21 protein-coding genes, 1 tRNA gene and 1 other RNA gene are annotated in these 22,521 nt (G+C 45.0%); 3 read left to right on the forward strand and 20 right to left on the reverse strand.

Going from position 1 to position 22,521, the window contains the following annotated elements; genetic code table 11:
• Positions 1–332: 332 nt before the first annotated feature.
• The 3 genes from G5B06_RS06800 to G5B06_RS06810 all read right to left on the reverse strand — a co-directional run bounded on the left by G5B06_RS06800 (position 333) and on the right by G5B06_RS06810 (position 3,579).
• Positions 333–1,040 (reverse strand): CvpA family protein, encoded by a 708-nt coding sequence (locus tag G5B06_RS06800; protein ID WP_148445852.1) that lies wholly within the window; start codon positions 1,038–1,040, stop codon positions 333–335.
• Between the two features lie 10 nt (positions 1,041–1,050).
• Positions 1,051–2,235 carry a DUF5711 family protein gene (locus G5B06_RS06805; RefSeq protein WP_148445854.1) on the reverse strand — a complete coding sequence of 395 codons (1,185 nt, stop codon included), beginning with the start codon at positions 2,233–2,235 and terminating at the stop codon, positions 1,051–1,053.
• Between the two features lie 102 nt (positions 2,236–2,337).
• Entirely contained in the window at positions 2,338–3,579 is a 1,242-nt protein-coding gene (locus tag G5B06_RS06810; protein WP_173762331.1) for a LysM peptidoglycan-binding domain-containing protein, read from the reverse strand.
• A gap of 159 nt (positions 3,580–3,738) precedes the next feature.
• On the opposite strand from G5B06_RS06810, the gene yyaC reads away from it, so the two are divergent.
• Entirely contained in the window at positions 3,739–4,320 is a 582-nt protein-coding gene (gene yyaC / locus G5B06_RS06815) for a spore protease YyaC (protein ID WP_148445858.1), read from the forward strand.
• Here yyaC and G5B06_RS06820 read toward each other — a convergent pair.
• The 8 genes from G5B06_RS06820 to G5B06_RS06855 all read right to left on the reverse strand — a co-directional run bounded on the left by G5B06_RS06820 (position 4,293) and on the right by G5B06_RS06855 (position 11,980).
• Positions 4,293–5,231 carry a transketolase family protein gene (locus G5B06_RS06820; protein ID WP_118062387.1) on the reverse strand — a complete coding sequence of 313 codons (939 nt, stop codon included), beginning with the start codon at positions 5,229–5,231 and terminating at the stop codon, positions 4,293–4,295. The genes yyaC and G5B06_RS06820 overlap by 28 nt on opposite strands.
• Entirely contained in the window at positions 5,219–6,058 is an 840-nt protein-coding gene (locus G5B06_RS06825) for a transketolase (protein WP_015525669.1), read from the reverse strand. The genes G5B06_RS06820 and G5B06_RS06825 overlap by 13 nt, the downstream gene beginning before the upstream one ends.
• Before the next feature lie 66 nt (positions 6,059–6,124).
• Positions 6,125–6,778, reverse strand: coding sequence for a fructose-6-phosphate aldolase (gene fsa, locus G5B06_RS06830; RefSeq protein WP_015525668.1), 654 nt, complete (start codon positions 6,776–6,778; stop codon positions 6,125–6,127).
• Positions 6,779–7,054: 276 nt separating this feature from the next.
• Positions 7,055–8,173 carry a LacI family DNA-binding transcriptional regulator gene (locus G5B06_RS06835; RefSeq protein ID WP_148445860.1) on the reverse strand — a complete coding sequence of 373 codons (1,119 nt, stop codon included), beginning with the start codon at positions 8,171–8,173 and terminating at the stop codon, positions 7,055–7,057.
• A gap of 46 nt (positions 8,174–8,219) precedes the next feature.
• A complete protein-coding gene (recR, locus tag G5B06_RS06840; protein ID WP_015525667.1) occupies positions 8,220–8,816 on the reverse strand; it encodes a recombination mediator RecR in 597 nt (198 codons plus the stop codon).
• Complete coding sequence (locus tag G5B06_RS06845) at positions 8,816–9,172, reverse strand: YbaB/EbfC family nucleoid-associated protein (RefSeq protein ID WP_015525666.1); 357 nt, start codon at positions 9,170–9,172, stop codon at positions 8,816–8,818. Before G5B06_RS06845 ends, recR begins: the two co-directional genes overlap by 1 nt.
• A gap of 32 nt (positions 9,173–9,204) precedes the next feature.
• Entirely contained in the window at positions 9,205–10,827 is a 1,623-nt protein-coding gene (gene dnaX, locus G5B06_RS06850; protein ID WP_119248102.1) for a DNA polymerase III subunit gamma/tau, read from the reverse strand.
• Between the two features lie 70 nt (positions 10,828–10,897).
• A complete protein-coding gene (locus G5B06_RS06855; protein WP_118062409.1) occupies positions 10,898–11,980 on the reverse strand; it encodes a 6-phosphofructokinase in 1,083 nt (360 codons plus the stop codon).
• 248 nt (positions 11,981–12,228) lie between these two features.
• On the opposite strand from G5B06_RS06855, the gene ffs reads away from it, so the two are divergent.
• An RNA gene (gene ffs, locus G5B06_RS06860) (signal recognition particle sRNA large type) lies at positions 12,229–12,490 on the forward strand.
• Between the two features lie 143 nt (positions 12,491–12,633).
• Here the strand turns inward: ffs and G5B06_RS06865 are convergent.
• From G5B06_RS06865 to G5B06_RS06895, 7 genes are all read right to left on the reverse strand, one after another.
• Complete coding sequence (locus tag G5B06_RS06865; protein ID WP_021977973.1) at positions 12,634–13,071, reverse strand: GatB/YqeY domain-containing protein; 438 nt, start codon at positions 13,069–13,071, stop codon at positions 12,634–12,636.
• A gap of 137 nt (positions 13,072–13,208) precedes the next feature.
• On the reverse strand, positions 13,209–13,742 hold the full coding sequence (gene tadA, locus G5B06_RS06870) for a tRNA adenosine(34) deaminase TadA (RefSeq protein ID WP_173762333.1): 534 nt from the start codon (positions 13,740–13,742) through the stop codon (positions 13,209–13,211).
• Positions 13,743–13,927: 185 nt separating this feature from the next.
• Positions 13,928–15,334: a glycoside hydrolase family 1 protein gene (locus G5B06_RS06875; RefSeq protein WP_148445866.1), complete on the reverse strand. Its 1,407-nt coding sequence runs from the start codon at positions 15,332–15,334 to the stop codon at positions 13,928–13,930.
• An 89-nt stretch (positions 15,335–15,423) separates the two neighbouring features.
• Positions 15,424–16,338, reverse strand: a complete 915-nt coding sequence (locus tag G5B06_RS06880) for an ROK family protein (RefSeq protein WP_173762334.1) — start codon at positions 16,336–16,338, stop codon at positions 15,424–15,426.
• A 19-nt stretch (positions 16,339–16,357) separates the two neighbouring features.
• On the reverse strand, positions 16,358–17,284 hold the full coding sequence (locus G5B06_RS06885; protein WP_173762335.1) for a nucleoside hydrolase: 927 nt from the start codon (positions 17,282–17,284) through the stop codon (positions 16,358–16,360).
• An 83-nt stretch (positions 17,285–17,367) separates the two neighbouring features.
• On the reverse strand, positions 17,368–18,801 hold the full coding sequence (locus tag G5B06_RS06890; RefSeq protein ID WP_173762336.1) for an MFS transporter: 1,434 nt from the start codon (positions 18,799–18,801) through the stop codon (positions 17,368–17,370).
• A 202-nt stretch (positions 18,802–19,003) separates the two neighbouring features.
• Complete coding sequence (locus tag G5B06_RS06895) at positions 19,004–20,200, reverse strand: helix-turn-helix domain-containing protein (RefSeq protein WP_173762337.1); 1,197 nt, start codon at positions 20,198–20,200, stop codon at positions 19,004–19,006.
• Positions 20,201–20,349: 149 nt separating this feature from the next.
• On the opposite strand from G5B06_RS06895, the gene G5B06_RS06900 reads away from it, so the two are divergent.
• Positions 20,350–21,045: an anaerobic ribonucleoside-triphosphate reductase activating protein gene (locus tag G5B06_RS06900; protein ID WP_173762338.1), complete on the forward strand. Its 696-nt coding sequence runs from the start codon at positions 20,350–20,352 to the stop codon at positions 21,043–21,045.
• Positions 21,046–21,064: 19 nt separating this feature from the next.
• Here G5B06_RS06900 and G5B06_RS06905 read toward each other — a convergent pair whose 3' ends face one another.
• Together G5B06_RS06905 and G5B06_RS06910 are read right to left on the reverse strand one after the other, a co-directional pair.
• On the reverse strand, positions 21,065–22,087 hold the full coding sequence (locus tag G5B06_RS06905) for a DUF6128 domain-containing protein (protein WP_173762339.1): 1,023 nt from the start codon (positions 22,085–22,087) through the stop codon (positions 21,065–21,067).
• A 185-nt stretch (positions 22,088–22,272) separates the two neighbouring features.
• Positions 22,273–22,346: transfer RNA gene (locus G5B06_RS06910), tRNA-Pro, on the reverse strand.
• Between the last annotated feature and the right edge of the window lie 175 nt (positions 22,347–22,521).

Consider the following 22,521-nt stretch of genomic DNA (forward strand, 5'->3'; position numbering starts at 1 on the left):
TGTCAAGTATTTTTTTCAAGTTTTTTTCAAACATTTTTGAGTTAAGATTTTGTTGTCGTTTTGTTGACGACTTGGATACTTTATCATATCTTCTGTCTTTTGTCAACTACTTTTTTATTTTTTCTGAAACATGATTTCTTTATCATTTTCGCAAAAACAATTTGTTTCCAACAACTCTGATAGAATAGCATCTTTTCTTTTTTCTGTCAACATGTTTTTTACAGAATTTTACATTTTTTTCAAAAAACGTGTTTTTGCGTAAAAAACCGCATTCTGCGGACCGTGTAACACCTGAATTCAGGTATTCTTCTGTCTGCAGAATGCGGTTTTATTTAACTTTGATAAAATATTCCCGTAAAAATACGGATAAAGATGTTTTTATCGTAGAGGAAATTCAGCACGGTATCTCCCCGAATCAATCCCAGACCTTTCTGTCCGATTTCTGTGTTACACAAAACTGTCAGCACCAGCATTCCTACCCATACGAAGATAATACACTTTCCTCCGCCAATTACCGCTCCAGCCAGTTTGTTTATCCCACATATGACCGGAAGTTTTGCCAGAATGTCCAGTGCATATGCCAGCACATGAATTAATATTGATGACAATATATACGATACCAGAAAAGAAAGACAGTTCACTGCCACATTTGCAAGATAACCGGAAATATATCCAGCAAATGTATTAACTGCCAGATACTGATATACCGATGCTGTATTGTTTTCACTCATTCCCTTCTGAAGCAGTTCCGGAAGTCCCATATTACTGATCAATTCATTTTGTGTTTCTTCGTCCAGTACCCCATTTCCAGCTGCCAGAGAATCCACGAATGTTTCACTGGAAGTCTGTATTTTTTCATAAACCGATGTATTCTCTCTTAGAAACTGATTAACATAAGGATTAATCAACCATACCAGAACAACGGAAATCAGCACAAGGAGTACAGATACTGCTTCTTTTATAAATCCTTTTCTGTATCCGTCTACTACAGAAAAGGCAAGAAGGACCAGCACAGCCAGTCCCAGCCATGTCCAGCTCATGTCTGCCTCCCTAACTGAATTTTATGGTACTGACTCCGGTATCCAGCACCATAAGATATTTGTTCCAACCGATCTTGAAAAAGTCGCGGATCGTTCCATCAACACTTCCCATATATTTCTGCACACCACGGCTGTTCATCACACAGATCTGAGAACTGTTGTACATGATAATATTATCTCCACTCATTTTTATGGTCGTATATGGAACATTGAAATTCTTGCGGAATTTCAGCTGTCCGCTCATATTATAAACTTCCATTGTATACAGGTCATCTTTATTATTGTTCTTAAACACCAGACCAATTCTGTCATCACTGAAAAATGTACTTACAATCTCCTGCTTTACATTAATTGTTTTGCTTTCTTTTGGAATCTGACTTCCCTGATAAGTAGAAAATCCATCATCACGCAAGGCAATATACTGGTTCGCGCTGATGCACTCTACCTGTGGAATTACTACATTCTCATAAGTATAACCGCTTACAATCCGGTCTGCTTCGTTCTGTCCTACATCTCCATAATTATAGAATGCCACATAACTTGTGGTTTTGTTTCCGTCTACATACTGGAATGTCACCATCATAACACCATTGTCAGATACTGCCACATCCAGTGGATATCCCGGATCGTCAATCTTGGTAAGATTTTCCGCAACCAGACTTCCATCCGGATTGTAAAAATTAATCCAGGTATTTTCATCATTATCAAGAATCGCCGCAACCATTCCATTCGCCGCAACACGGACTTTTACGATGGAATAGGAAGTGGTAACTGTTCCTGTAATTCCTTTTTTGTCACAGATATACAGAGATGTTCCCTCGCTGTCCGCAATTACCGCTTTGCTTCCGTTTACATCTGCAATAGGGTTCTGCATGGTATACGTTTCATTCCACACGGTATTCATACTGCCATCTACTACGGACACGCCATCCGGACTGTATCTTAAAATATCGCCATCCATTTCCACATACTGGGTGGAAACAACATCCTCCTGCTCACTTGTATTTAATACCTTATAACTGTGATAACTTCTTTTTTCCACAAAAAGAAAAACCAGGCAGACTGCTGCAACAACCGCGGCAACTGCAATCACCTTTTTTCCATTTTTGGAAATCCTACGATGATGGGAGGATTTTCCACGGTAAGCGCCTTCCTGCGCTGCCTGTTCCTGTGCCAATTTTGCTTTTTGCTTCATAAGCTTTTTGCGCTTTTGTCGTTTCTGTATTTTTTTTATAATATTCACAACTGTATCCCTTACCTTATCTGTTTTATTTTCCAGTTATTATAGCACAGTTCTTTATGGTAAAACAATTACCTGCCCCGGATAAATGATTTCGTTGGCAGAAATTCCGTTCAATGCACAGATCTGTTCCATCGCCTCCACTGTTCCATAACGATTCAGGCTGATCTGATACAAAGTATCACCAGGACGTATCACATACGTTTCCCTTTTATTTTCTGTTGATGTGACAGTTTCTTCTGCAGAAATTTTTGAATCCGAATTCTTCTTTTCTTCTGAGCTTTTCTGTTTTTTTGTATCTGCCTTATTTATTTCTGCAGATTTCGTAGGAACCGGAACTTTTGTTACCGTTACTGTTGTGCCTGCAATCGGAGTTGCTGTGATTTTTTCCCTGTTCTGCGCTCTTGCGGTCGGTGTCGGTGTCTCCGTCTGAGTCACAATCTCTTCAGCTGTGATTACCGGCGTCATCTGTGCCACAGCTGCGGAAGTTTCGCGGAAATCTTCCGGGATTCCTGCGTTTTCCTGCTGATTCCGATAAAAATTTACACCTGCCACAAGAACAGCCAAAGCCAGACATACTGTAGCAGCATAAGAAAAAACGGAAGTTTTTTCCTCCTCCCGTTCTTCTGGCTTCTTGCTGTCTATAATTTTTCGGAAATTCCTGACAGCCTTGTCCTCCACTTTCTCTGACGTCTCCTGGCCTTTCCTCTGATTTCTTTCAATCATATAGGTCTGCATCTGAGAATTTTTTTCATAATAAATATAATAACCGTTTAATTGAACCATCGTCCCGTTATCATAACGAAAAAAAGCATCTTCCCGTTCTCCTGGTTCCATCAGCATCAGAACTTTTTCCCCTCCAAAATGCCGAAGATGCACTTTTACAAAAAGTTCTGTTATCTCCAATACCATCTGCCGCTGTGCAAAAAACCATCCCACAATTTCCTGCTCCGGAAAATACTGTTCTTTATCATCCTGAAGCTGTTGCCAGACCTTTTCTGAAAAGTCGATATGTTCCGCAGCCGCATCCATAGAATCCGCGGCAATCGCTCCCTTTACAAAAATACAGGTCATATCTGCTGTCCATTGAATCTCTCCGGTAAGCACTGCTGCCATTCCCCGGCCTTCCGCCTTCTCTTCCTCTGCCAGACTGCTGAGAAAAGTGTATACATAGTCTTCCACATAGATTCTATAATCTCCATTCGTCAGACCGATCTGTCTTACGTTTCTCGGCATGGAAAACGGTTCCTGTACGGTTTCCTGATCTTCCTTGTCCTCCTTATAAATGACCTCTATCATCTCATATCACCCCTTCTGTCCCCAAGCATAACACAGTAAAAATGCGGATTTTAGCAGAATGTAAGAGCCTATCCAGAGAATTTAACGACAGATTCCGCATCATGCATATTTTTCCTTTTTTCAGGATATGATAGAGGGAAAAAAGAATCGAGGTTCCCCATGGCTTTTTACATTGATGCCAGAAAAAACGGTTCATCCGGCGAGATTGCTTATCTCTTAAAAAAATGCATTCTTCACTGTCCAAAAAAATGGACTGAAATCGTTTTTCTATGTATCGGCAGTGACCGTGTTACCGGCGATTGCTTAGGTCCATATATTGGACACCTGCTTACGCCACATGAAACCGGGCATATTTTTGTCTACGGTACCCTTTCCTGTCCGGTTCATGCCTTAAACCTGGAAAAAACTTCATCGCTGATCAAAAGATTTCATCCCCATGCCCTTATAATCGCCATAGATGCTTCTCTTGGACAAAAAAAGCACCTGGGCTATGTGACCATTGGAAATGGTGCACTTTACCCAGGTGCTGGTGTTCAGAAAAATCTTCCTCCTGTAGGTGACATTCACATTACCGGCATTGTAAATACCGCCGGGATCATGGAGCATCTTACCTTGCAGACTACACGGCTCTCTACCGTGGTCACTCTGGCGGATGCAATTGCCGGAGGAATCCTGAAGATCCTCCCTGCAGAAGCAGACTTACCTCCTACAGATTACGCGAAATCTTTGATCTGTGTGTAGATACCCTCAGCGTCAAGACCATATTTATGGAGAAGCTCTACAGCCGGTCCGGACTCACCGAATACATCATGAATTCCGATACGTTTTACCGGTACCGGTGCCTTCTCAGCCAGGCACTCGCATACAGCTCCGCCAAGACCACCGATGATGGAATGCTCCTCAACAGTTACAACTTTACCTGTTTCTTTGGCAGCTGCAACAACAAGCTCCTCATCCAGAGGTTTAATGGTATGGATGTTGATTACTTTTGCATCGATTCCGTCTGCTGCAAGCTTCTCAGCTGCTTCAAGAGCCGGTGCAACGCAAAGTCCGTTTGCGATGATGGTAAGATCTTTTCCCTCGCGGAGAACGATGCCCTTACCAAGCTCAAATTTATAATCCGGTCTGTCATTGATAACCGGAACAGCAAGACGTCCGAATCTCATGTATACCGGTCCCTGATGCTCGTAAGCAGCAGCAACCATAGCTTTTGCTTCGATATCATCAGAAGGACTTGCAACGACCATGCCCGGAATCACTCTCATCAGGGCAAAATCCTCCAGGCACTGATGTGTGGCGCCATCTTCACCTACAGAAATACCGCCGTGAGTTGCTCCGATCTTTACATTCAGCTTCGGATATCCGATGGAGTTACGAACCTGCTCATAAGCACGTCCTGCTGCAAACATTGCAAAAGTACTTGCAAAGGGAACCTTACCTGTGGAAGCGATTCCTGCTGCAATACCCATCATGTTGCACTCTGCGATACCGCAGTCAATGTGACGCTCCGGGAATTCTTTTTTAAACATACCTGTCTGTGTAGCTGCAGCAAGGTCAGCGTCAAGAACGATAAGATCCTCGTGTTTTTTTCCTAATTCTATGAGGGCACTGCCGTAGCTTGCTCTCGTTGCGATTTTCTTTACTTCTGACATAATGCTTCACCTACCTTCTCCAGATCTTCCATTGCCTGTGCATACTGCTCATCATTCGGAGCTTTTCCGTGCCAGCCTACTGCGTTCTCCATGTAGGAAACGCCTTTACCTTTTACTGTTTTCATGATGATAGCTGTCGGCATACCCTTTGTAGCTCTTGCCTCATCAAAAGCAGCCTTCAGCTGATCCATATCGTTGCCGTCCGCAACATTGATCACATGGAAATTGAAAGCTTCAAATTTCTTGTCGATCGGATACGGGGAGCATACATCTGCAATGTCACCATCGATCTGAAGTCCATTGTTATCTACGATCACAACCAGGTTGTCCAGTTTACGGAAGCCTGCGAACATAGCTGCCTCCCACACCTGGCCCTCCTCGATCTCACCATCACCCAGCAATGTATATACTCGATAGTCATCATTACTGAGTTTGGCAGAAAGAGCCATACCTGCTGCTGCAGAGATTCCCTGACCAAGAGAACCACTGGACATATCAACGCCCGGAATATGCTTCATATCCGGATGTCCCTGAAGATAGGAGCCCAGATGACGAAGTGTTTTCAGATCCTCTTTTGGAAAATATCCTCTCTCTGCAAGTACAGAATAGAGTCCCGGTGCTGTATGTCCTTTAGAAAGGACAAAGCGGTCACGGTCTGCCTTTTTAGGATCCTTCGGATCGATGTTCATCTCTTCAAAATATAAATAGGTGAACACGTCTGCTGCAGAAAGGGATCCGCCCGGATGGCCGGCCTTTGCTGCATGGACTGCTGTTACGATATCCTTGCGGACTTCGTTGGCAACTTTCTGAAGTTCTAACTTATCCATGTTATAAATGTCTCCTTTTTAGTGCCCTGCTGTTCACAGGGAATTTGTATATAAAAGAGGTTTCGATCACTCACCGAATACTGCCTTGTAATCAGCCTGAAATTTAGCGATACCTGCATCTGTCAGCGGATGATGTGTCATCTGCTCAATTACCTTGAACGGTACCGTAGCGATATCTGCGCCTGCAAGTGCACATGCAGTTACATGCATTGGATGACGAACGCTTGCTGCGATGATCTCTGTCGGGATATCTGCAACTGCAAACATCTCAGCGATCTGCTGGATCAGCTCAACGCCATCTGTGGAGATGTCATCCAGTCTTCCAAGGAACGGAGATACATATGTAGCACCTGCTCTTGCTGCAAGAAGTGCCTGGTTAGCAGAAAAGATCAGAGTAACGTTTGTCTTGATCCCCTCAGAGGAAAGAACCTTAACTGCCTTCAGTCCCTCTGTTGTCATAGGAATCTTAACAACCATGTTCGGATGAATGGCTGCGATCTCACGTCCCTCACGGATCATTCCCTCAGCATCTGTTGTGGTAGCTTTAACCTCACCGCTGATCGGTCCGTCAACGATAGTTGTGATCTCTTTGATTACTTCGTTGAAGTCTCTTCCCTCTTTGGCGATCAGGGACGGGTTTGTGGTAACACCACAGATAACTCCCATGTCATTTGCTTCTCTGATATCTTCTACTTTCGCTGTGTCGATAAAAAATTTCATTGTTTTTTCCTCCTGTTTTACGTTCGTTCTTTTTCTTGATGATTCCATTATAACAAACTCATTGTGAGGGTCAAGACACTACTTTTTTATTAATAAATATTTTATTAATAAAATGTTGTTTTATTAACAGTGTCTGTCAATTTTTTCACCCAAAACAGCTTATCTCCATTTTTACCGATTTCGAATATCGCTGCAATTACCACTGTTACCACAGTTTTTATTCGAATACGTCATAGAAACTCTCTTTATATATTATTATTAATAATTTATACGCCATTATTTATTTTTCTGCTCGCCGGGCAGGTTTCTGTCCAGTTTTGCATACCCCGTTGTGCGGCGCGTAATCAGTTTCGGGGTATATTCGATATTATACAGACTGGCAGGTCTTTCATCCAGGTAAAATTTATCATTCATATCGATTTTACGGATAATGATGTCGCAGGCATCTCTTCCCTTCAGCGCTACAAAATGATCAATGGTGGTCAGTGAAATCCTGCGGATACTGGAATAAAAAATATTATCACATCCGATGACTGAAACATCCTTTGGCACATGGAGGCGCATCTCATGCAGTGCATCAATGGCACCTATGGCCATCATATCATTCTGGCCTGCGATAGCCGTAAATTTTCTGCCTTCACGGAGAAGCTCCATAGTCAGCTCGTAGCCCATGGCATACTCCGAATCCATTCGCGGGATTTTTCTGTCATTGGACTCATCTGCCGCCTTGATGATCACGTGATCTTTTTTGCCCTCTTTTTCAAACTCGCGGACAAAACCTTCTACACGTTTGGAGCGCTGCCACTGGCGTCTGGTAAGAGGCGGCGTAATAAACGCCACATCGGTATGCCCCAGATCCAGAAGATGCCTGGCCATCAGCCTTCCTACCACCGTATTATCCTGATTGATGGCATCTACTGTGGTTGTTTTTTCCTTGTTGCTGATGATAACAAGGGGCGTTTCTTTTGCGATCTTTTCTACCTGATGCTGAAAATCCGGATGGGGATTGCAGGTATAAATGATTCCTGCCGGCCGCATGGTCTGCATCATACGGAGATATTTTTCTTCCAAACCCGCATCTCGCTGGGTGTTACAGATAAATACCCCGTATCCCTGCTCATTGGCTACGGCCTCGATTCCCTGAAGCAACAGTACATAATAGGGACTGGTGAGTGTGGGGCAGAAAACAACGATCAACTTTTCTTTTCTGTTATCTTTATGTTTCCGACGTCCCGGAAGCTCGTAGCCAAGCTCTCTGGCTGCCTGCTCCACCCGTTCTACGGTTTCTCTTGAAAAGGAAACATTGTATTTCCGGTTCAGCACCATAGATACCGTTGCCTGGGAAACCCCGGCGCGTGCTGCCACATCCGATGAAGTTGCTTTCTTTTTTGCCACCGGCTCACCTCCTTTGTTGCCTGGGAAAATTTTTCACCTGATCCGGTTAAAGTTCTACCCTTCCCTCCAGGGCGCGTAGAAGTGTCACTTCATCAATATACTCCAGGTCACCGCCAACCGGAACTCCGCTGGCAATACGGCTTACTTTGATTCCGGTGGGCTTGATCAGTTTGCTGATGTACATGGCTGTAGTTTCACCCTCAAGGCTGGAATTGGTCGCCACAATAACTTCTTTTACATCTCCCTGAAGGCGCTTCATCAGTTCCTTCAGCTTGATATCATCCGGTCCGATTCCAAGCATTGGAGAGATCGCGCCGTGAAGTACATGGTAAACCCCGTCAAACTTGCCTGTTTTCTCATATGCTGCCAGATCCCTGGTATTCTCAACGACCATGATGGTGCTGTGATCTCGTTTTGGATTGGCACAGATCGGGCAGAGTTCCTGGTCTGTCAGTGTATAACAGCATTTGCAGTACTGAACGTTCTGCCTTGCATCGGTAATGGAAGCTGTCAGCTGCTCAACCTGGTCTTTTGGCATATTCATGATATGAAACGCAAGACGCTGGGCAGATTTTGCTCCAATTCCCGGAAGATGGGAAAGCTGCTCAATGAGTTTATTGATATGGCTGCTGTAATATTCCATCAGAAAGGAAGGCCTCCGCCAAGACCGCCAAGGCCTCCTGTCAGTTTGGACATCACTGCTGCTGACTCGGACTCAACCTGACGGAGCGCCTCATTTGTTGCTGCCGCGATCATATCCTCAAGCATCTCGATATCATCCGGATCTACTGCTTCCTCGGAAAGTGTGACTTTTGTTATTTCACGTTTGCCGGAAACGGTAACGGAAACAGCTCCGCCGCCTACGGTTGCTGTGAACTCTTTTTCCTCAAGAGCCTTCTGATTCTCTTCCATCTGACGCTGCATTTTCTGCGCCTGTTTCATAAGATTGTTCATATTTCCCGGCATACCCATGCCTGGGAATCCACCTCTTTTTGCCATAATAATGATCCTCCTGTTTTTATTTTACAGATTTATGACTCATCGTCCGGGTCTTCTTCCACTACGATATCCATGTGGATATTCTCCCGGAGTGCATCGTCTACTGTGATCTGCGCGAGATTGGTGTGCTGATGCTTGTTGGCTACCAGCATATGTATCTCCACGCTTTTTCCTGTCCGGGCCGCGATAATGTCCTGAAGTTCTTTCTGCGCCTCCGGATTGTCTACATAATTCATTCCCAGGAAATCCTGAAATTCCACGTAAAGGATAGGATCCCCTGTTTCCCCGTTATACTTGGGGACTGCCCGCTGCAGGGACTGTTTGAAAAGTCCTGTCGTCTGCCCCACAATGGCTCGCCATCCTGCTACGATCTTCTGAAGATCTTCTGGAGCTGCTTTCTGTGGTTTGGGCTGCTGTGACTGCACCGCACCTGGCACTGCATTCCCCGGTTCCCCGGATGTGCCGACATCGCCTTCCCGGACGATCACCTGCTGCACCGGCCGTTCTTCCATCTGTTTTTCCAGAACACGGAGCCGGTCAAGAACTGAGTCCAGATTGGTCTCCATAGCCGGTCTGCACAACTTGATCAGCGCAATTTCCACCAACACACGTTTCTGGCTTGCAAAACGGATCTGATTGGACAGATCGGAAAAAATACGAATATACCGCATCAGGGTTTCCACATCTGTCATCTCGCTCTCTTCCTTCAGAAGCTTCAGATTTTCGGAAGAAACATCAATTGCCTCCTCCGGATTCTCGGAAGTCTTCACAAGGAGAAGATTTCGCATATACCAGGTAAAATCGGATACAAACTGCCCCAGTTCCCGACCTCCTGTAATCAGGTCTTCCAGCACATGGATGGAACCGGTCACATCACCGGAAAGCACTTTCCGAAGGAGCTTGCTGAATACCTCTGTATCCACAGCTCCCAGAACGTCCAGGACTTTATCATAGGTAAGCACCTGTCCCAGATAAAAAGAAATGCACTGATCCAGAAGACTTAAGGCATCTCGCATGGATCCGTCACCTTTTTTTGCCACATAGCGCACGGCTTTTTCCTCCGCTTCCACGCCTTCTGCTGCCAGAAGCTCGGAAAGCCTGGCTGCTATGGTATCAATGGAAATCCGGTGGAAGTCATAACGCTGGCATCTGGACAGGATGGTGATCGGTATCTTATGGGCTTCTGTGGTCGCCAGGATAAAAATAACGTAGGAAGGCGGCTCTTCCAGTGTTTTCAGAAGAGCATTGAATGCTCCTGTTGAGAGCATATGCACCTCATCGATGATGTAAACCTTGTATTTACCCTCTGTCGGGCGGTAGGCAACTTCCTCACGGATCTCACGGATGTTGTCAACACCGTTGTTGGATGCCGCATCGATCTCGATCACATTCATGGCGGTTCCTGCCTGAATAGCCTTACACATGGCACATTCGTTGCAGGGACTGCCGTTTACAGGATGTTCGCAGTTTACTGCCTTCGCCAGGATCTTTGCAACCGTAGTCTTTCCGGTACCTCTCGTTCCGCAGAACAGGTATGCGTGTCCGATACGGTTCGCCTTGATCTGGTTGGTCAGTGTTGTCACAATATGATCCTGTCCTTTTACGTCGTCAAAATTATCGGGACGAAATTTACGGTAAAGAGCAGTATAACTCATAAAACTCTCCTTCTCTTCGCCACAGTCGCCGCGGAAAGACTTCCGCGGCGGCCAGATGACTTATGATTCATTAATCGCCAAAACTGATTCCAATCTGTTTGGCTGCTTTTACAAGCTGATCTTTCGGGGATACCATCTTCAGCTTGCCTGCACATTCAGCAAGAGGAACACGTTTGATCTTGCCATTGATAACGCCGATCATAACACCATATTCCTCATCCATGATCGCCTGTGCTGCGCCTGCACCGATCCTTGTGGAAAGAACGCGGTCATATGCACATGGCTCTCCGCCTCGCTGCATATGTCCCGGAACTGTGATACGTACTTCACTTCCGGTTACCTGCTGGATCTGGTCTGCGATCTCATAGGATACAGACGGATATTTCTTTGCTCTTTCCGCAAGTTTCTCTTTGTATTTTTTCTTCGGAAGCTCTGCGTCTTCTTTTGAGATGGCTCCCTCAGCTACTGCAAGAATGGTAAAACGCTTGCCTGCCTTGTTTCGTTTCTGGATGGCTTCCGCTACCTTGTTGATGTCATACGGGATCTCCGGGATCAGGATTACATCCGCTCCGCCTGCTACACCAGCATTCAGCGTCAGGCTTCCAACCTTATGTCCCATGATCTCAACAATAAATACACGTCCGTGGGATGCAGCTGTTGTATGGATACAGTCAATAGCATTGGTTGCGATCTCCAGAGCACTCTGGAAACCAAAGGTCATATCTGTGCCCCAGATATCATTATCAATGGTCTTCGGAAGATGGATGATATTCAGGCCTTCCTCACGGAGAAGATTGGCTGTTTTCTGTGTTCCGTTTCCGCCGAGGATCACAAGACAGTCAAGACAGAGTTTATAGTAAGTCTGCTTCATTGCCTCAACCTTGTCCAGTCCCTTCTCATCCGGAACCCGCATCAGTTTAAACGGCTGTCTGGATGTTCCGAGAATGGTTCCGCCCTGAGTCAGGATTCCGGAAAAATCCTTGGCTGTGAGCATACGGTATTTCCCGTAGATCAGTCCCTTATATCCATCATCAAAACCATAAACCTCAAGGTTCTCAACGCTGTTGCTCAGTCCCTTTACAACGCCTCTCATGGTCGCGTTCAATGCCTGACAGTCACCACCGCTTGTCAGCAGGCCGATTCTTTTAATCATAGCGTCCTCCATTCTGTGCCCTCTTATGTGCACATTTTATTTGTTGCTGTCCATTACAGAAATCCGGCATTCTGGCGGATCTTTTCCTGCAAAACAGCTCCATTGTTTTCTCTTTTCACAGAGTTTTACACATTATAATATTATAAAGCATTTTCAGGCTGTATACAACATGAAATGCTCCTTTTTCATCCGGCAGAAATTTTTTCGTGCTTCTTGACAAATCCGCCATAAGAGTCTATAATTAAATTCCGCGCAGCCGGGGAGATAGCGGTGCCCTGTACCTGCAATCCGCTACAGCAGGGGTGATGCCAATCTGAGGCTTGTATCTTGTGGAGCAGCCCTTTATAAGTGGCGTTGACGTCTGGGTCTTACGCAACAGGAATCTGTGAACCGTGTCAGGGCAGGAATGCAGCAGCACTAAGCAGAAGCTCTTGTGTGCCGTGAGGGTGCCTGGGCTGAGTTAACTGTAAAGGTAACGTCTGTGAGACCATTCCGAGGTGCGGCGCGCGTAAAAAAAGGTTATAATATATGATCTCTATATAAACAGCATTTCCGCCGGGTTCGTCATTTATGACTGATCCGGCGGGATTTTTTATTAAAAAAAAACACCGGAAGTCCTTAACCGGCTTCCGGTGTTTTCCTGTATTTCTGTATTATTTACAATATCCGGCAACTACCTGATTGATCAGCTTGCCGTCAGCTTTTCCTTTCAGGTCTCCCATGACTGCTTTCATGATCTGGCCCTTGTTTCCGGTTGCAAGAACATCTGCAAATTTCTCCTCGATATAAGCCTTGATCTCTGCTTCATCCATCTGCTTTGGAGCATATTTTGCAATAATGTCATATCTTGCCTGATACTCTTCTTTCAGGTCTGTACGGTCTGCCGGGCAGGTGTCGATCTGTTCTTTTGCTGTTTTCAGCTCTTTCAGGATAACTCTGTCTACCAGATCTCCTTTAATATCATCACGGCATCCTTCATCAATGGCAACTTTCTTTACTGCTGCGATCAGTGAGGAAACTGCTTCCTTGGTTACCTTATCCTTGGCTTTCATTGCTGCTACCATGTCTTTTCTTAAAACTTCAAGTTCCATTATGTGGTCCTCCATTTTCTGTCGTCCTCTGCCGGAACGGCTTTCATTTTTATCTGGTTTTATTTTGATATTTCTCTGTAATTCTGTCAAGAGAAAATCTCAGAGAACTTTTTGTTCCATATTTATCCCGTTCTGTTTTATTCTGTGCCATCCGTCTGTGTCTGCTGCCCGGCAAGGCGTTCTGCTTCCTGTTTCTTCAGAATTTTTGCCTGTTTCTTTTTCTCGCGGAGTTCACGGAAAAACGCAGAAAGCATTTCCGAACATTCTTCTTCCAGTACTCCTTCGGTAATCTTTACCTGGTGGTTAAACCCTTCGATCTGAAGAAGATTCATGACAGAACCTGCACAACCTGCTTTCGGATTCATACAGCCGATGACCACCTCATCAATTCTGGACTGTACAAGAGCTCCTGAACACATCTGGCAGGGTTCCAGCGTCACATACATGGTACATCCTTCCAGTCGCCAATCGCCCAGTTTTTTGCTGGCTTTCCGGATTGCATTCAGCTCTGCGTGGGATAACGTATTTTTATCTGTATTGCGGCGGTTGTAGCCTCTGGCTATAATTTTCCCTTCGTGTACAATTACACAGCCAATCGGAACTTCCTCCAGCGCACGGGCTTTTTTTGCCTGGCGGATCGCCTCTTTCATAAAACGTTCCTGGTCTGTCACGTTTTTTTCCTCCTGTGGTTTTAATCAAACATCTGCTTTCTGTTAGAATTATATCTGCCGTCCCTTCCCCTGTCAATCCGGGCCGGAACTTCAGTCTGAGCCGCTGCTTTTCTTCGCAGCACACAAAAAAAGCGCTGCAGGAACAGAAAAAAAGTTCCTGCGGCGCTTTCTCATATCTTGAGTCTTTATTTATGAAGTGCTTCTCCGTTGGTAGCAATCACATCTTTATACCAGTAGAAAGATTTTTTCTTATAACGGTTCAGGGTTCCGGTTCCATCGTCGTTGCGGTCTACGTAGATGTAACCATAGCGTTTTTTCAGCTCTGCTGTGGACGCGCTGACAAGGTCGATGCAGCCCCAGGATGTGTAACCCATAACGTCTACACCATCTTCGAGCGCCTCCTCTACCTGGAGAAGATGTTTCTGGAGGTAGTCGATACGGTAGTCATCCTCAACGGTCATAACGCCGTCTTTCTCAACAAGCTTGTCTACTGCGCCCAGTCCGTTCTCAACAATGAACAGCGGTTTCTGGTAACGATCCCAGTAGTAGTTCAGCACATAGCGGAGACCTTTCGGGTCGATCTGCCATCCCCAGTCGGAAGCTTCCAGATACGGGTTCGGAACACCGCCCATAAGATTGCCTTTTCCTTTTGTCTGCTTTGCAGGATCTGCTGTCTCACAGATGCTCATGTAGTAGCTGAAGGAAACAAAATCCACGGTATTTTTGAGGATCTCCTCATCGCCTGGCTCAAATTTGATCTCAATATTGTTCTCACGGAAATAGCGTTTCATGTATCCTGGATAGTATCCACGAACATGTACATCGCCAAAGAAATCGTTCTTGTGAACGCTCTCCATAGTCTTGATCACATCATCCGGGCACGGTGTCAGCGGATACATCGGCATGCTTAAGATCATGCAGCCGATCTTGGCATCCGGCATCATCTCATGGCCGATCTTTGTAGCAAGGGCACTTGCAACCAGTTCATGATGAACAGCCTGATAAAGATCCTGCTGGGAAAGCTTGTCCTTTTCTGTGTAAATGCCGCCGCTTAAGAATGGCTCATGAAGAACGGAGTTGATTTCGTTGAATGTCAGCCAGTATTTAACTTTTTTTCCGTATCTTGCAAAAATAGTTCTTACATATCTCTCATAGAAGCCGATCATCTTTCTGTTTACCCAGCCATCGTAGGTCTTTGCAAGATGAAGTGGTGTCTCATAATGGGAAATTGTTACCAACGGCTCAATTCCGTATTTATGGCACTCGTCAAAAAGATCATCATAGAACTGAAGGCCTTTTTCGTTTGGTGTCTCCTCATCTCCGTTCGGGAAAATACGGCTCCACGCAATAGAGGTACGGAATACTTTGAATCCCATCTCTGCAAATAATTTCACGTCTTCTTTGTAACGGTGATAAAAATCAATTCCGATAAGTTTCATGTTGTCTTCTGTAGGCTCTTCTGTTCTTGGTCCTACGATTCCGTGTGGTGTTACATCCTGTGTGCATAAACCTTTTCCGTCCTCATTGTATGCACCCTCGCACTGATTGGCAGCAACTGCGCCGCCCCATAAAAAATTCTTTGGAAATGACATTCTGGAGTCCTCCTTATGTAATATATTCAAACGGACATTCGGAATCCGCTTCGCTACTTCCTCATGAATAAATAAGTGGTTTTCACCGCTTATTTGTTCATGAAGTGATATAAAGCACCAATCAAATTTGCATCATTGTAAAATCTACAGTTTGTGATCTTTGGTTCCGGAACGTATGGAGAGATTTTTCTCAGCGGAATATTTTCCAGTACCTCATCCAGGCTCCTCTGCAGATATTTATGCAGAATCGGCTGCTGACTGATACCGCCGCCGATCGCGATAATATCCAGATCCAGATAAATATTCAGGTTGTAGATCTGTACAGCCAGACTGTCCGTATATTCTTTAAGTCCTGCGAGAACTTTTTCATCACCGTCATTTGCCAGGCTGAATATCTTCAGCCCGTCGTAAGTCTGCCAGTCCTCACCCGTATGCTTTGCAACAATCTTTGCAAGACCTTCCGCACCGCTGCTCATTCCCCAGTAACTGTCCATCTCTTCCGGCTTCTTCGCATCTGTGCACACATAGCTGTACTCACCCGCTGTGAAATGATTTCCGCGGAAAAGTTTTCCGTTGAGGATAATTCCGCCTGCAACGCCGGAACCCAGAACAACAACCGCTCCGTTTGTACAGCCCTTAAGGCTTCCTCTCCAGAACTCGGCAAGTGCCGCACATTTTCCATCGTTTTCTACAGAAACCTGGATTCCGTAACGTTTGGAAAGCTCTGTTCCAACTGTGCTTCCTGCAAGATATGCAAGATATCCCGCGGTTACACAGTAACCGTCCTTGTTGTCCAGCATACCAGGCATGCTGATGGCAATCCCTTCGATGCGGTTTCTGTATTTTTCTACAACACCGTCCAGAACCGCATAATAGTCCTCTTTTGTCTTTGTTCGATAGTCCGGTGTAGGAACTTTATCTTTTTCAAGAATTTCTGCATTTTCGTCCATTAACGCGTATTTCGTAAATGTTCCGCCTGCATCAAAAACCAGATAATTTTTCATTTTCATTTTACCTCAGAATTTATTTCTCGTCACCGAAATTCAGTGCAAGTTTTGCAAAGAAATCTTCCAGTGTCAGTCTTGCGTCCAGATATTTGTAAACACGGATCTCACGGTTGTTCTGTCCGTGAATGTAAGTCATATCCTCAGCGATTCTCGGAGCAGGTACCATATCGTAGCTTACTTTTTCCAGCTCTTCCATCAGAACCGCGATGGTTCCCTGATCGCCAAGTCCCCAGATTTCACCCTGCGGCCAGTCCATTTCGTACTTGGCTGCTACATGGTTGAAATCTACCAGCTGCTCGAAAAGATATTTTCCGATCTTTCCGCATGGACGGACCTTCAGCTGAAGCTCTGCAAGAGAAACAGCCATCACTTTGTAAAGGCTCATCGGTACCTGCCATACCGGTACTTTGGAGGAAAATACTACGTTTGCGGCGTTGATATCCATCATCAGGTTGAACTCAAATCCTCCCTTTGGATAATCCGCTCCACCGATCCAGATTACTGTCATTCGCTCTGCGATTTCCGGCTTCATCAGAAGTGCGGATGCAACATCTGTGATAGCGCCCTGGCATGCGATGTATAACGGTCTTTTATCCTCTTTCATCGCTTCTTCAATGATGAATCTTGCACCCTCGGAATCGATTGGTGTGTGTTCATCCTCAAGGGCACGCGGCGCACCAAGTTTTACCGGATACTGGTCCTTAAGGCCCATAAGATCCATAACTTTGATGATCTCATCATAGCTTGCCTGTGCAGTACCAAGCTCACCGTACTGCTGTGGGTTTTTCCAGAAATGACCTGCAACAAGACCTTTTACATCGAATCTTGGTGTCATGAGATGATGTGCTACCGCATACTGGTCATCTGCCTCGTTTTTGCAGTCTGTGTGCACAATCACTCTTACTTTTTTGTTTTCCGGTACTGTATAGGCATAATTCCACATATTATTTTTCCTCCTGAAAATTTCTTTTTCTGTAATTGAAAGGAGCACCTTTCGATGCTCCTTATTTTGATTTCTGTATTGTTTTATGCGTTCTCTTTATGGCGTTTGTCAAGATCTGCACGAATCTGCGGATATTTTTTATCCAGATCATACGGAAGAAGTACAACAACTGCCATCACTGTAGATACCAGCGCAAGACCACCAAATGCAAAGTTGATTGCTGTATGTGTCTGCGGATATTTTGTTGCGATATCTACACCATCTGCGATTGCTTTGTCAAGTTTGGATGCATCGTAGTTACCCCATACAAGAAGAGCAGATACGATAGCAGATGCTGCTGCAGATGAAACTTTGTTTACAAATCCCTGGATTGCGTTCTGTGTTCCACCAAGGTTTCTTCCTACCTGCCACTCTGTGTAGTCAAAGATGTCAGGCATCATGGAGAAGAACATACTGGAACGGAAACCAAATCCAAGTCCGATCAGTCCAAGTGCTGCGGTTGCAATTGTTCCGTCAGATGTGAAGAACAGGATTGCATAACCAATGATATCTACAATCGCACCAAACTGGATCAGTTTGATCTTCGCGATTCCCTTACCATTGAGGTAAGCGGCAAGGATCATGGTCGGGATAGCAAGTAAGGTAAGTAAAGTAAGTGCAAGTGACATTCCGCTTACATCACCAACAATGTAAGTATAGTAATACTGCATTGCTCCGTACATGGAAAGGTATCCAAGGAAGAGGAAGAATACCTCACCCAGGAACATGATGTAATATTTGTTCTTTACAAGGCTGCTGATATCTTTAACAAGGGAGCTTTTTCCTGCGGACTGTGTCGGCGGGTTGATCTCCACGATAGAGAATACGCAGATTGCCATGATGATGATAACGATGATTCCAAGTACAATGTTTGTGTTACGGTATCCGGTAGCCAGTGCTGCTCCTGTTGCATTTTTGGATCCGGAGAAGAAGTATACCATCGGAAGCACAAACAGGGAAGAGGTCAGTGATCCAAGGTTTGAAAATACAGTACGTGTTGTTGAAATCTTTGTACGCTCTGTTGCGGACGGTGACAAAGAAGATACGATCGGTGCCATCGGAATGTTTACCAGAGTGTAACCAAATGAGAAGATAACGTAAGTTACATATGCCCATGCAAGTTTTGCGCCTGCGCTCCATCCTGTCGGAACGGAAAACAGAAGAACCATACCAACTGCAAGGACCGGTGCTCCATAAAGCATCCACGGACGGTAACGTCCCATTTTTGTATCTGTACGGTCGATCATTGCACCTACCATGTAGTCTGTGAAAGCATCGATGAATTTTGTTACAACGAACATAAATCCAACAGCTCCAGCTGCAAGTCCCGCGCAGTTTGTGTAATAGAAGAGAAGATATGTATTGGCAAGAAGGTATGCAAGATTACAAGCATAGTCACTGATACCAAAACCGATACGCTGTCTCCATTTAAACTTTGTCGTTTCATAATATGCCGGTTCGTGTTTTAACTTTTGCATTTCTTTCCTCCACCTTTTTTATGTTGATTTAACGATCCGTTTCAGAACATGTAAATTTTTCTGCGCGCCCTGCTCCTGGCGGATCAATTAGGTATGTCTCAACCACAAGCATATTATAAGCAAAGATTTTCGATTTTCGTTATCATATTTTTGATGTTTTTGTTATTTTTCCAACATAATTCTAATATTTTTATAAACTCATTCAGGAATAAAATTCCTTACGCTTATATTTTTCCCGATATTGCCTGGGAGTCATCTTCATAAATTCTTTAAATACACTGCCAAAATGACTCTGGGAATTAAAGCAGACATAATCGCTGATCTCCGACAGAGTCGCATCCGAATATTTCAGGAGATTGGCAGCTCTTTTTACGCGGAATTTCAGAATATAATCCTGAATCTTTTCCCCTGTATCCTGACGGAAAATCCTGGAAAGATGCCCCTGGCTGATTCCAATGGCTTCTGCAATATCCTCCAGATAGATTTTATGGTGATAATTCTGGGAGATATAATCCTTGCACTGTTCTGTGTAGCTGGAAAAATTTCTCGTTTTTTTGGTATCTGCCACCAGTTTTGTAAATTTATAAAGACATCTTCGGTTCAGCTCAATCATCTCTTCCATTGTCTGGCACTGATCAATCTGGTTAATCAGATAGTCGCTGAGGCGGTAGGCATCTGCCGGCGCTACGCCTCCCGCTATGGCCTCTCTTGTAGCCATAGTTGTTGTTACAATAGCCAGATTTCGCTGATTATTAAAATGTTTCTTGGAAAGAATTCCTGCTTTTTCAAAGAGTCCGGATGCCCGCTCATTAATTTCCTCCACGTTTCCCTCTCGGATACAGTCCATTACATAGCGTTCTTCCATGTATGTATGGTGGTAAGCTGTCCCATCTGGTTTATCCAGTTCGATACGAACCGTATCGTTCTCCTCCCGGATCTCTTTTTCCTCGATGAGGTTGTTTTTCTCCATAAGATCGTCTGGCTGTACATCGTTTCCTTCCAGGAGCTCATACAGAAAACTTACGAAATTCAGCATCCGGTTCAGGGTCATTCTGTCCGGATGGCGCTCCTCCCTCACAGACATATGGTATTTTTTGTAAAACTGGTGAATTTCCACATAACTTAGCTGTTCCACACAAACAGGGCCTGACAGATAATATTTTTCTCCACTCTGTACGCAGAAAAAATAGATTTTCCCGGATATTTTGCAAATAGCCGGTACATTCTGTTCTTTTGCCTGGCAGATCAGAGACCGACGCAATTCTTCAGATACAGTCAACGGATTCTGTTTTTCAGAAAACACTCCAAGACTTTGGATATTTTCCCCTGTTTCGTCTGCATAAAAAATTGGAACTCCCCACAGGCTTTCCAGTTTTCTTAACAATGTATGTTCTGCCATGTCTATATCCTTTCTTTTGCAATATAAGGCTATTAATTGGAATAAATTATACGTTTTTTTCCTTTCCTGTGCAATCATGCTCTTGCGGCTTTTCCCGAGGGAGAGTATGCTTGTAGTATCATAAATAAGATAAATAAGGGGATTTTCCTATGAAAATATGTGGATTTAATAAAACAACTTTACTGGATTACCCGGGCCGTGTTGCCTGCACCATTTTTCTTGGCGGTTGCAACTTCCGCTGCCCGTTCTGCCAGAATGGCGCGCTTGTTGTGGAACCGGATACACAGCCGGAATATTCCCGGGAAGAGATTCTCTCTTTTCTGAAAAAAAGGAAGGGAATTCTGGACGGCGTGTGCGTGTCCGGTGGAGAACCGACGCTCTCCGCTGAGCTTCCGGATTTTCTTCATGAAATCAAAAATCTTGGCTACGATGTAAAACTTGATACCAACGGTTCCCGTCCTTCTGTGGTAAAAAATCTCGCAGCCGATGGCCTCATCGACAAGGTCGCCATGGATATCAAGGCCTGTCCTTCCAATTATCATGTGCTTACCGGTGTAGCTGCCGACCTGGATGCCATCCGTGAAACTGCCATGTGGCTGCTGAAGGGCGATCTGGACTATGAATTTCGTACCACCGTTGTACGGGAGCTTCATACAGAAAAAGATTTCCTGGAAATCGGTCAGTGGCTACATGATGCAAAGGCTTATTATCTTCAGGCTTACCGGGATTCCGATGGAGTTCTGATGCCCGGATTTTCTTCCTGCTCAGAGGATGAAATGAAAAACTACCGGGATATCCTTTCTCGGACAATCCCGATAGTTGAAATTCGTGGTATGGATCTGTAATTCCGGAGAATTATTCTGTTCAGACATTGATAAAACAATACCAGTATCCGCCTTTTCCTCCCGGAATATGAATTTCAGGGCTTTCTCTGAAATAGGGAAAACCGAACATATTTGCCATAAATCGTTCCTGCTGACTGTAGCTGCCGGGGACTCCCAGTATGTACTGTCCCCGGTAGTTCTGACACAGCAGAAGATGCCCGAAATTCTGATATCCGTACATGACAAAACGGTTGTTGCAGAAACAGCCGTTTTTTCTACACAGGGTACTGCAGTCGGATGGTTTGATCTTGCGGCAGTCTGTAAACTGACCATCGTTAAATGGATCGTAGGGGATACCTGGAACCGGGCGCGGTGGTCTGGGCGGCCGCGGACCTGGATGCGGTGGTTCCGGTGGCCTTGGGCCCGGGCCTGGATGTGGGGGGCCTGCTTCTGACATCTCCAGCTTATTCTCTTCCGGAACAATTCTGTCCTCTTGCGGCACTTTCTTTGACTCCTGATTCATCATGCTCGCGGAAATCCCTTCCTCTTCTTCCTGAACTTCCTCCACCGTCATAATCTTGTCTGCTTCCTTCTGATTTTTCTGCTCCTCCGCTCCTGCCTTTTCTATGCCTGTTTTCTCCGATTTTTTCTGCGGCTCCGTTTTCTCCTTCTTCCACTCCCGGAAATTCTCCGGCCGGATGGGCTGGTCATCCCACTCTGTTCCCCAGAATCCTCCTGCGTCTGAAATCAGCAGCATTCCCCCAAGATCCCGGAGATTTTTTCCCCTATCCCCGATATTCTCCGTCTCTGTTTCCAGAACACACTCAATCTGTTCCCGCCCGGTCACACAGCTTCCGATCAAGATTCCATCCATCAGGCCTTCCCGCCGCACAAATCCGTACACCCGGCACCGGCTCCCCGGCTCCAGCCCAACACAGCGAAGATGAACTTCAATCAGACACCGCCGATCTCTTGCTTCCACTCTCACATAGCCGCTGCTGCTGTCTTTTTTTCCTTTGCGATACTCATATACATATGCAACAAAACGCTGATATCCAGCCAACGCACGTCCCTCCGATATTTCGGTTTCGTTAATATATATGAAAATTGCAGGAAATCATTCCAGGAAAGCGTACATTCCCATTCCGGCTTTCCTGTCGTGGTAACACGAGGTAACTCAAACTTACGTTCTTTTATTTTTCATAAACAAAAAAGAATCCCTCAGCCAAGGGATTCTTAAAGCTTTAGTCGAAGCGACAGGATTTGAACCTGCGACCTCTGCGTCCCGAACGCAGCGCTCTACCAAACTGAGCCACGCTTCGTTATTTTGTTTTCAGTTGTTTGTGTGTTGTTCAACTGCAAGAGCTATTATATTAGAGTTTCTGTCCTTTGTCAATAGAAAAAATCAAAATTTTTCAAAAAAATCGAATTTTTTATTTTTTACCACTTCAGGACTGTATTTTCGCAGACCTGAAGTGGTTTCTGGAAAGGTTTTTT

Source organism: Blautia luti, assembly GCF_013304735.1.
GTDB lineage: Bacteria > Bacillota > Clostridia > Lachnospirales > Lachnospiraceae > Blautia_A.

Excerpts from the sequence above, each read along its gene's own strand:
- yyaC (WP_148445858.1), top strand. The coding sequence starts at position 3,739 with ATGGCTTTTTACATTGATGCCAGAAAAAACGGTTCATCCGGCGAGATT.
- G5B06_RS06890 (WP_173762336.1), bottom strand. The coding sequence starts at position 18,801 with ATGCAAAAGTTAAAACACGAACCGGCATATTATGAAACGACAAAGTTT.
- G5B06_RS06820 (WP_118062387.1), bottom strand. The coding sequence starts at position 5,231 with ATGTCAGAAGTAAAGAAAATCGCAACGAGAGCAAGCTACGGCAGTGCC.
- fsa (WP_015525668.1), bottom strand. The coding sequence starts at position 6,778 with ATGAAATTTTTTATCGACACAGCGAAAGTAGAAGATATCAGAGAAGCA.
- G5B06_RS06855 (WP_118062409.1), bottom strand. The coding sequence starts at position 11,980 with ATGATTAAAAGAATCGGCCTGCTGACAAGCGGTGGTGACTGTCAGGCA.
- G5B06_RS06895 (WP_173762337.1), bottom strand. The coding sequence starts at position 20,200 with ATGGCAGAACATACATTGTTAAGAAAACTGGAAAGCCTGTGGGGAGTT.
- G5B06_RS06865 (WP_021977973.1), bottom strand. The coding sequence starts at position 13,071 with ATGGAACTTGAAGTTTTAAGAAAAGACATGGTAGCAGCAATGAAAGCC.
- dnaX (WP_119248102.1), bottom strand. The coding sequence starts at position 10,827 with ATGAGTTATACTGCTCTTTACCGTAAATTTCGTCCCGATAATTTTGAC.
- G5B06_RS06800 (WP_148445852.1), bottom strand. The coding sequence starts at position 1,040 with ATGAGCTGGACATGGCTGGGACTGGCTGTGCTGGTCCTTCTTGCCTTT.
- recR (WP_015525667.1), bottom strand. The coding sequence starts at position 8,816 with ATGGAATATTACAGCAGCCATATCAATAAACTCATTGAGCAGCTTTCC.
- G5B06_RS06810 (WP_173762331.1), bottom strand. The coding sequence starts at position 3,579 with ATGATAGAGGTCATTTATAAGGAGGACAAGGAAGATCAGGAAACCGTA.
- G5B06_RS06845 (WP_015525666.1), bottom strand. The coding sequence starts at position 9,172 with ATGGCAAAAAGAGGTGGATTCCCAGGCATGGGTATGCCGGGAAATATG.
- G5B06_RS06900 (WP_173762338.1), top strand. The coding sequence starts at position 20,350 with ATGAAAATATGTGGATTTAATAAAACAACTTTACTGGATTACCCGGGC.
- G5B06_RS06875 (WP_148445866.1), bottom strand. The coding sequence starts at position 15,334 with ATGTCATTTCCAAAGAATTTTTTATGGGGCGGCGCAGTTGCTGCCAAT.
- G5B06_RS06880 (WP_173762334.1), bottom strand. The coding sequence starts at position 16,338 with ATGAAAAATTATCTGGTTTTTGATGCAGGCGGAACATTTACGAAATAC.
- G5B06_RS06885 (WP_173762335.1), bottom strand. The coding sequence starts at position 17,284 with ATGTGGAATTATGCCTATACAGTACCGGAAAACAAAAAAGTAAGAGTG.
- G5B06_RS06825 (WP_015525669.1), bottom strand. The coding sequence starts at position 6,058 with ATGGATAAGTTAGAACTTCAGAAAGTTGCCAACGAAGTCCGCAAGGAT.
- G5B06_RS06805 (WP_148445854.1), bottom strand. The coding sequence starts at position 2,235 with ATGAAGCAAAAAGCAAAATTGGCACAGGAACAGGCAGCGCAGGAAGGC.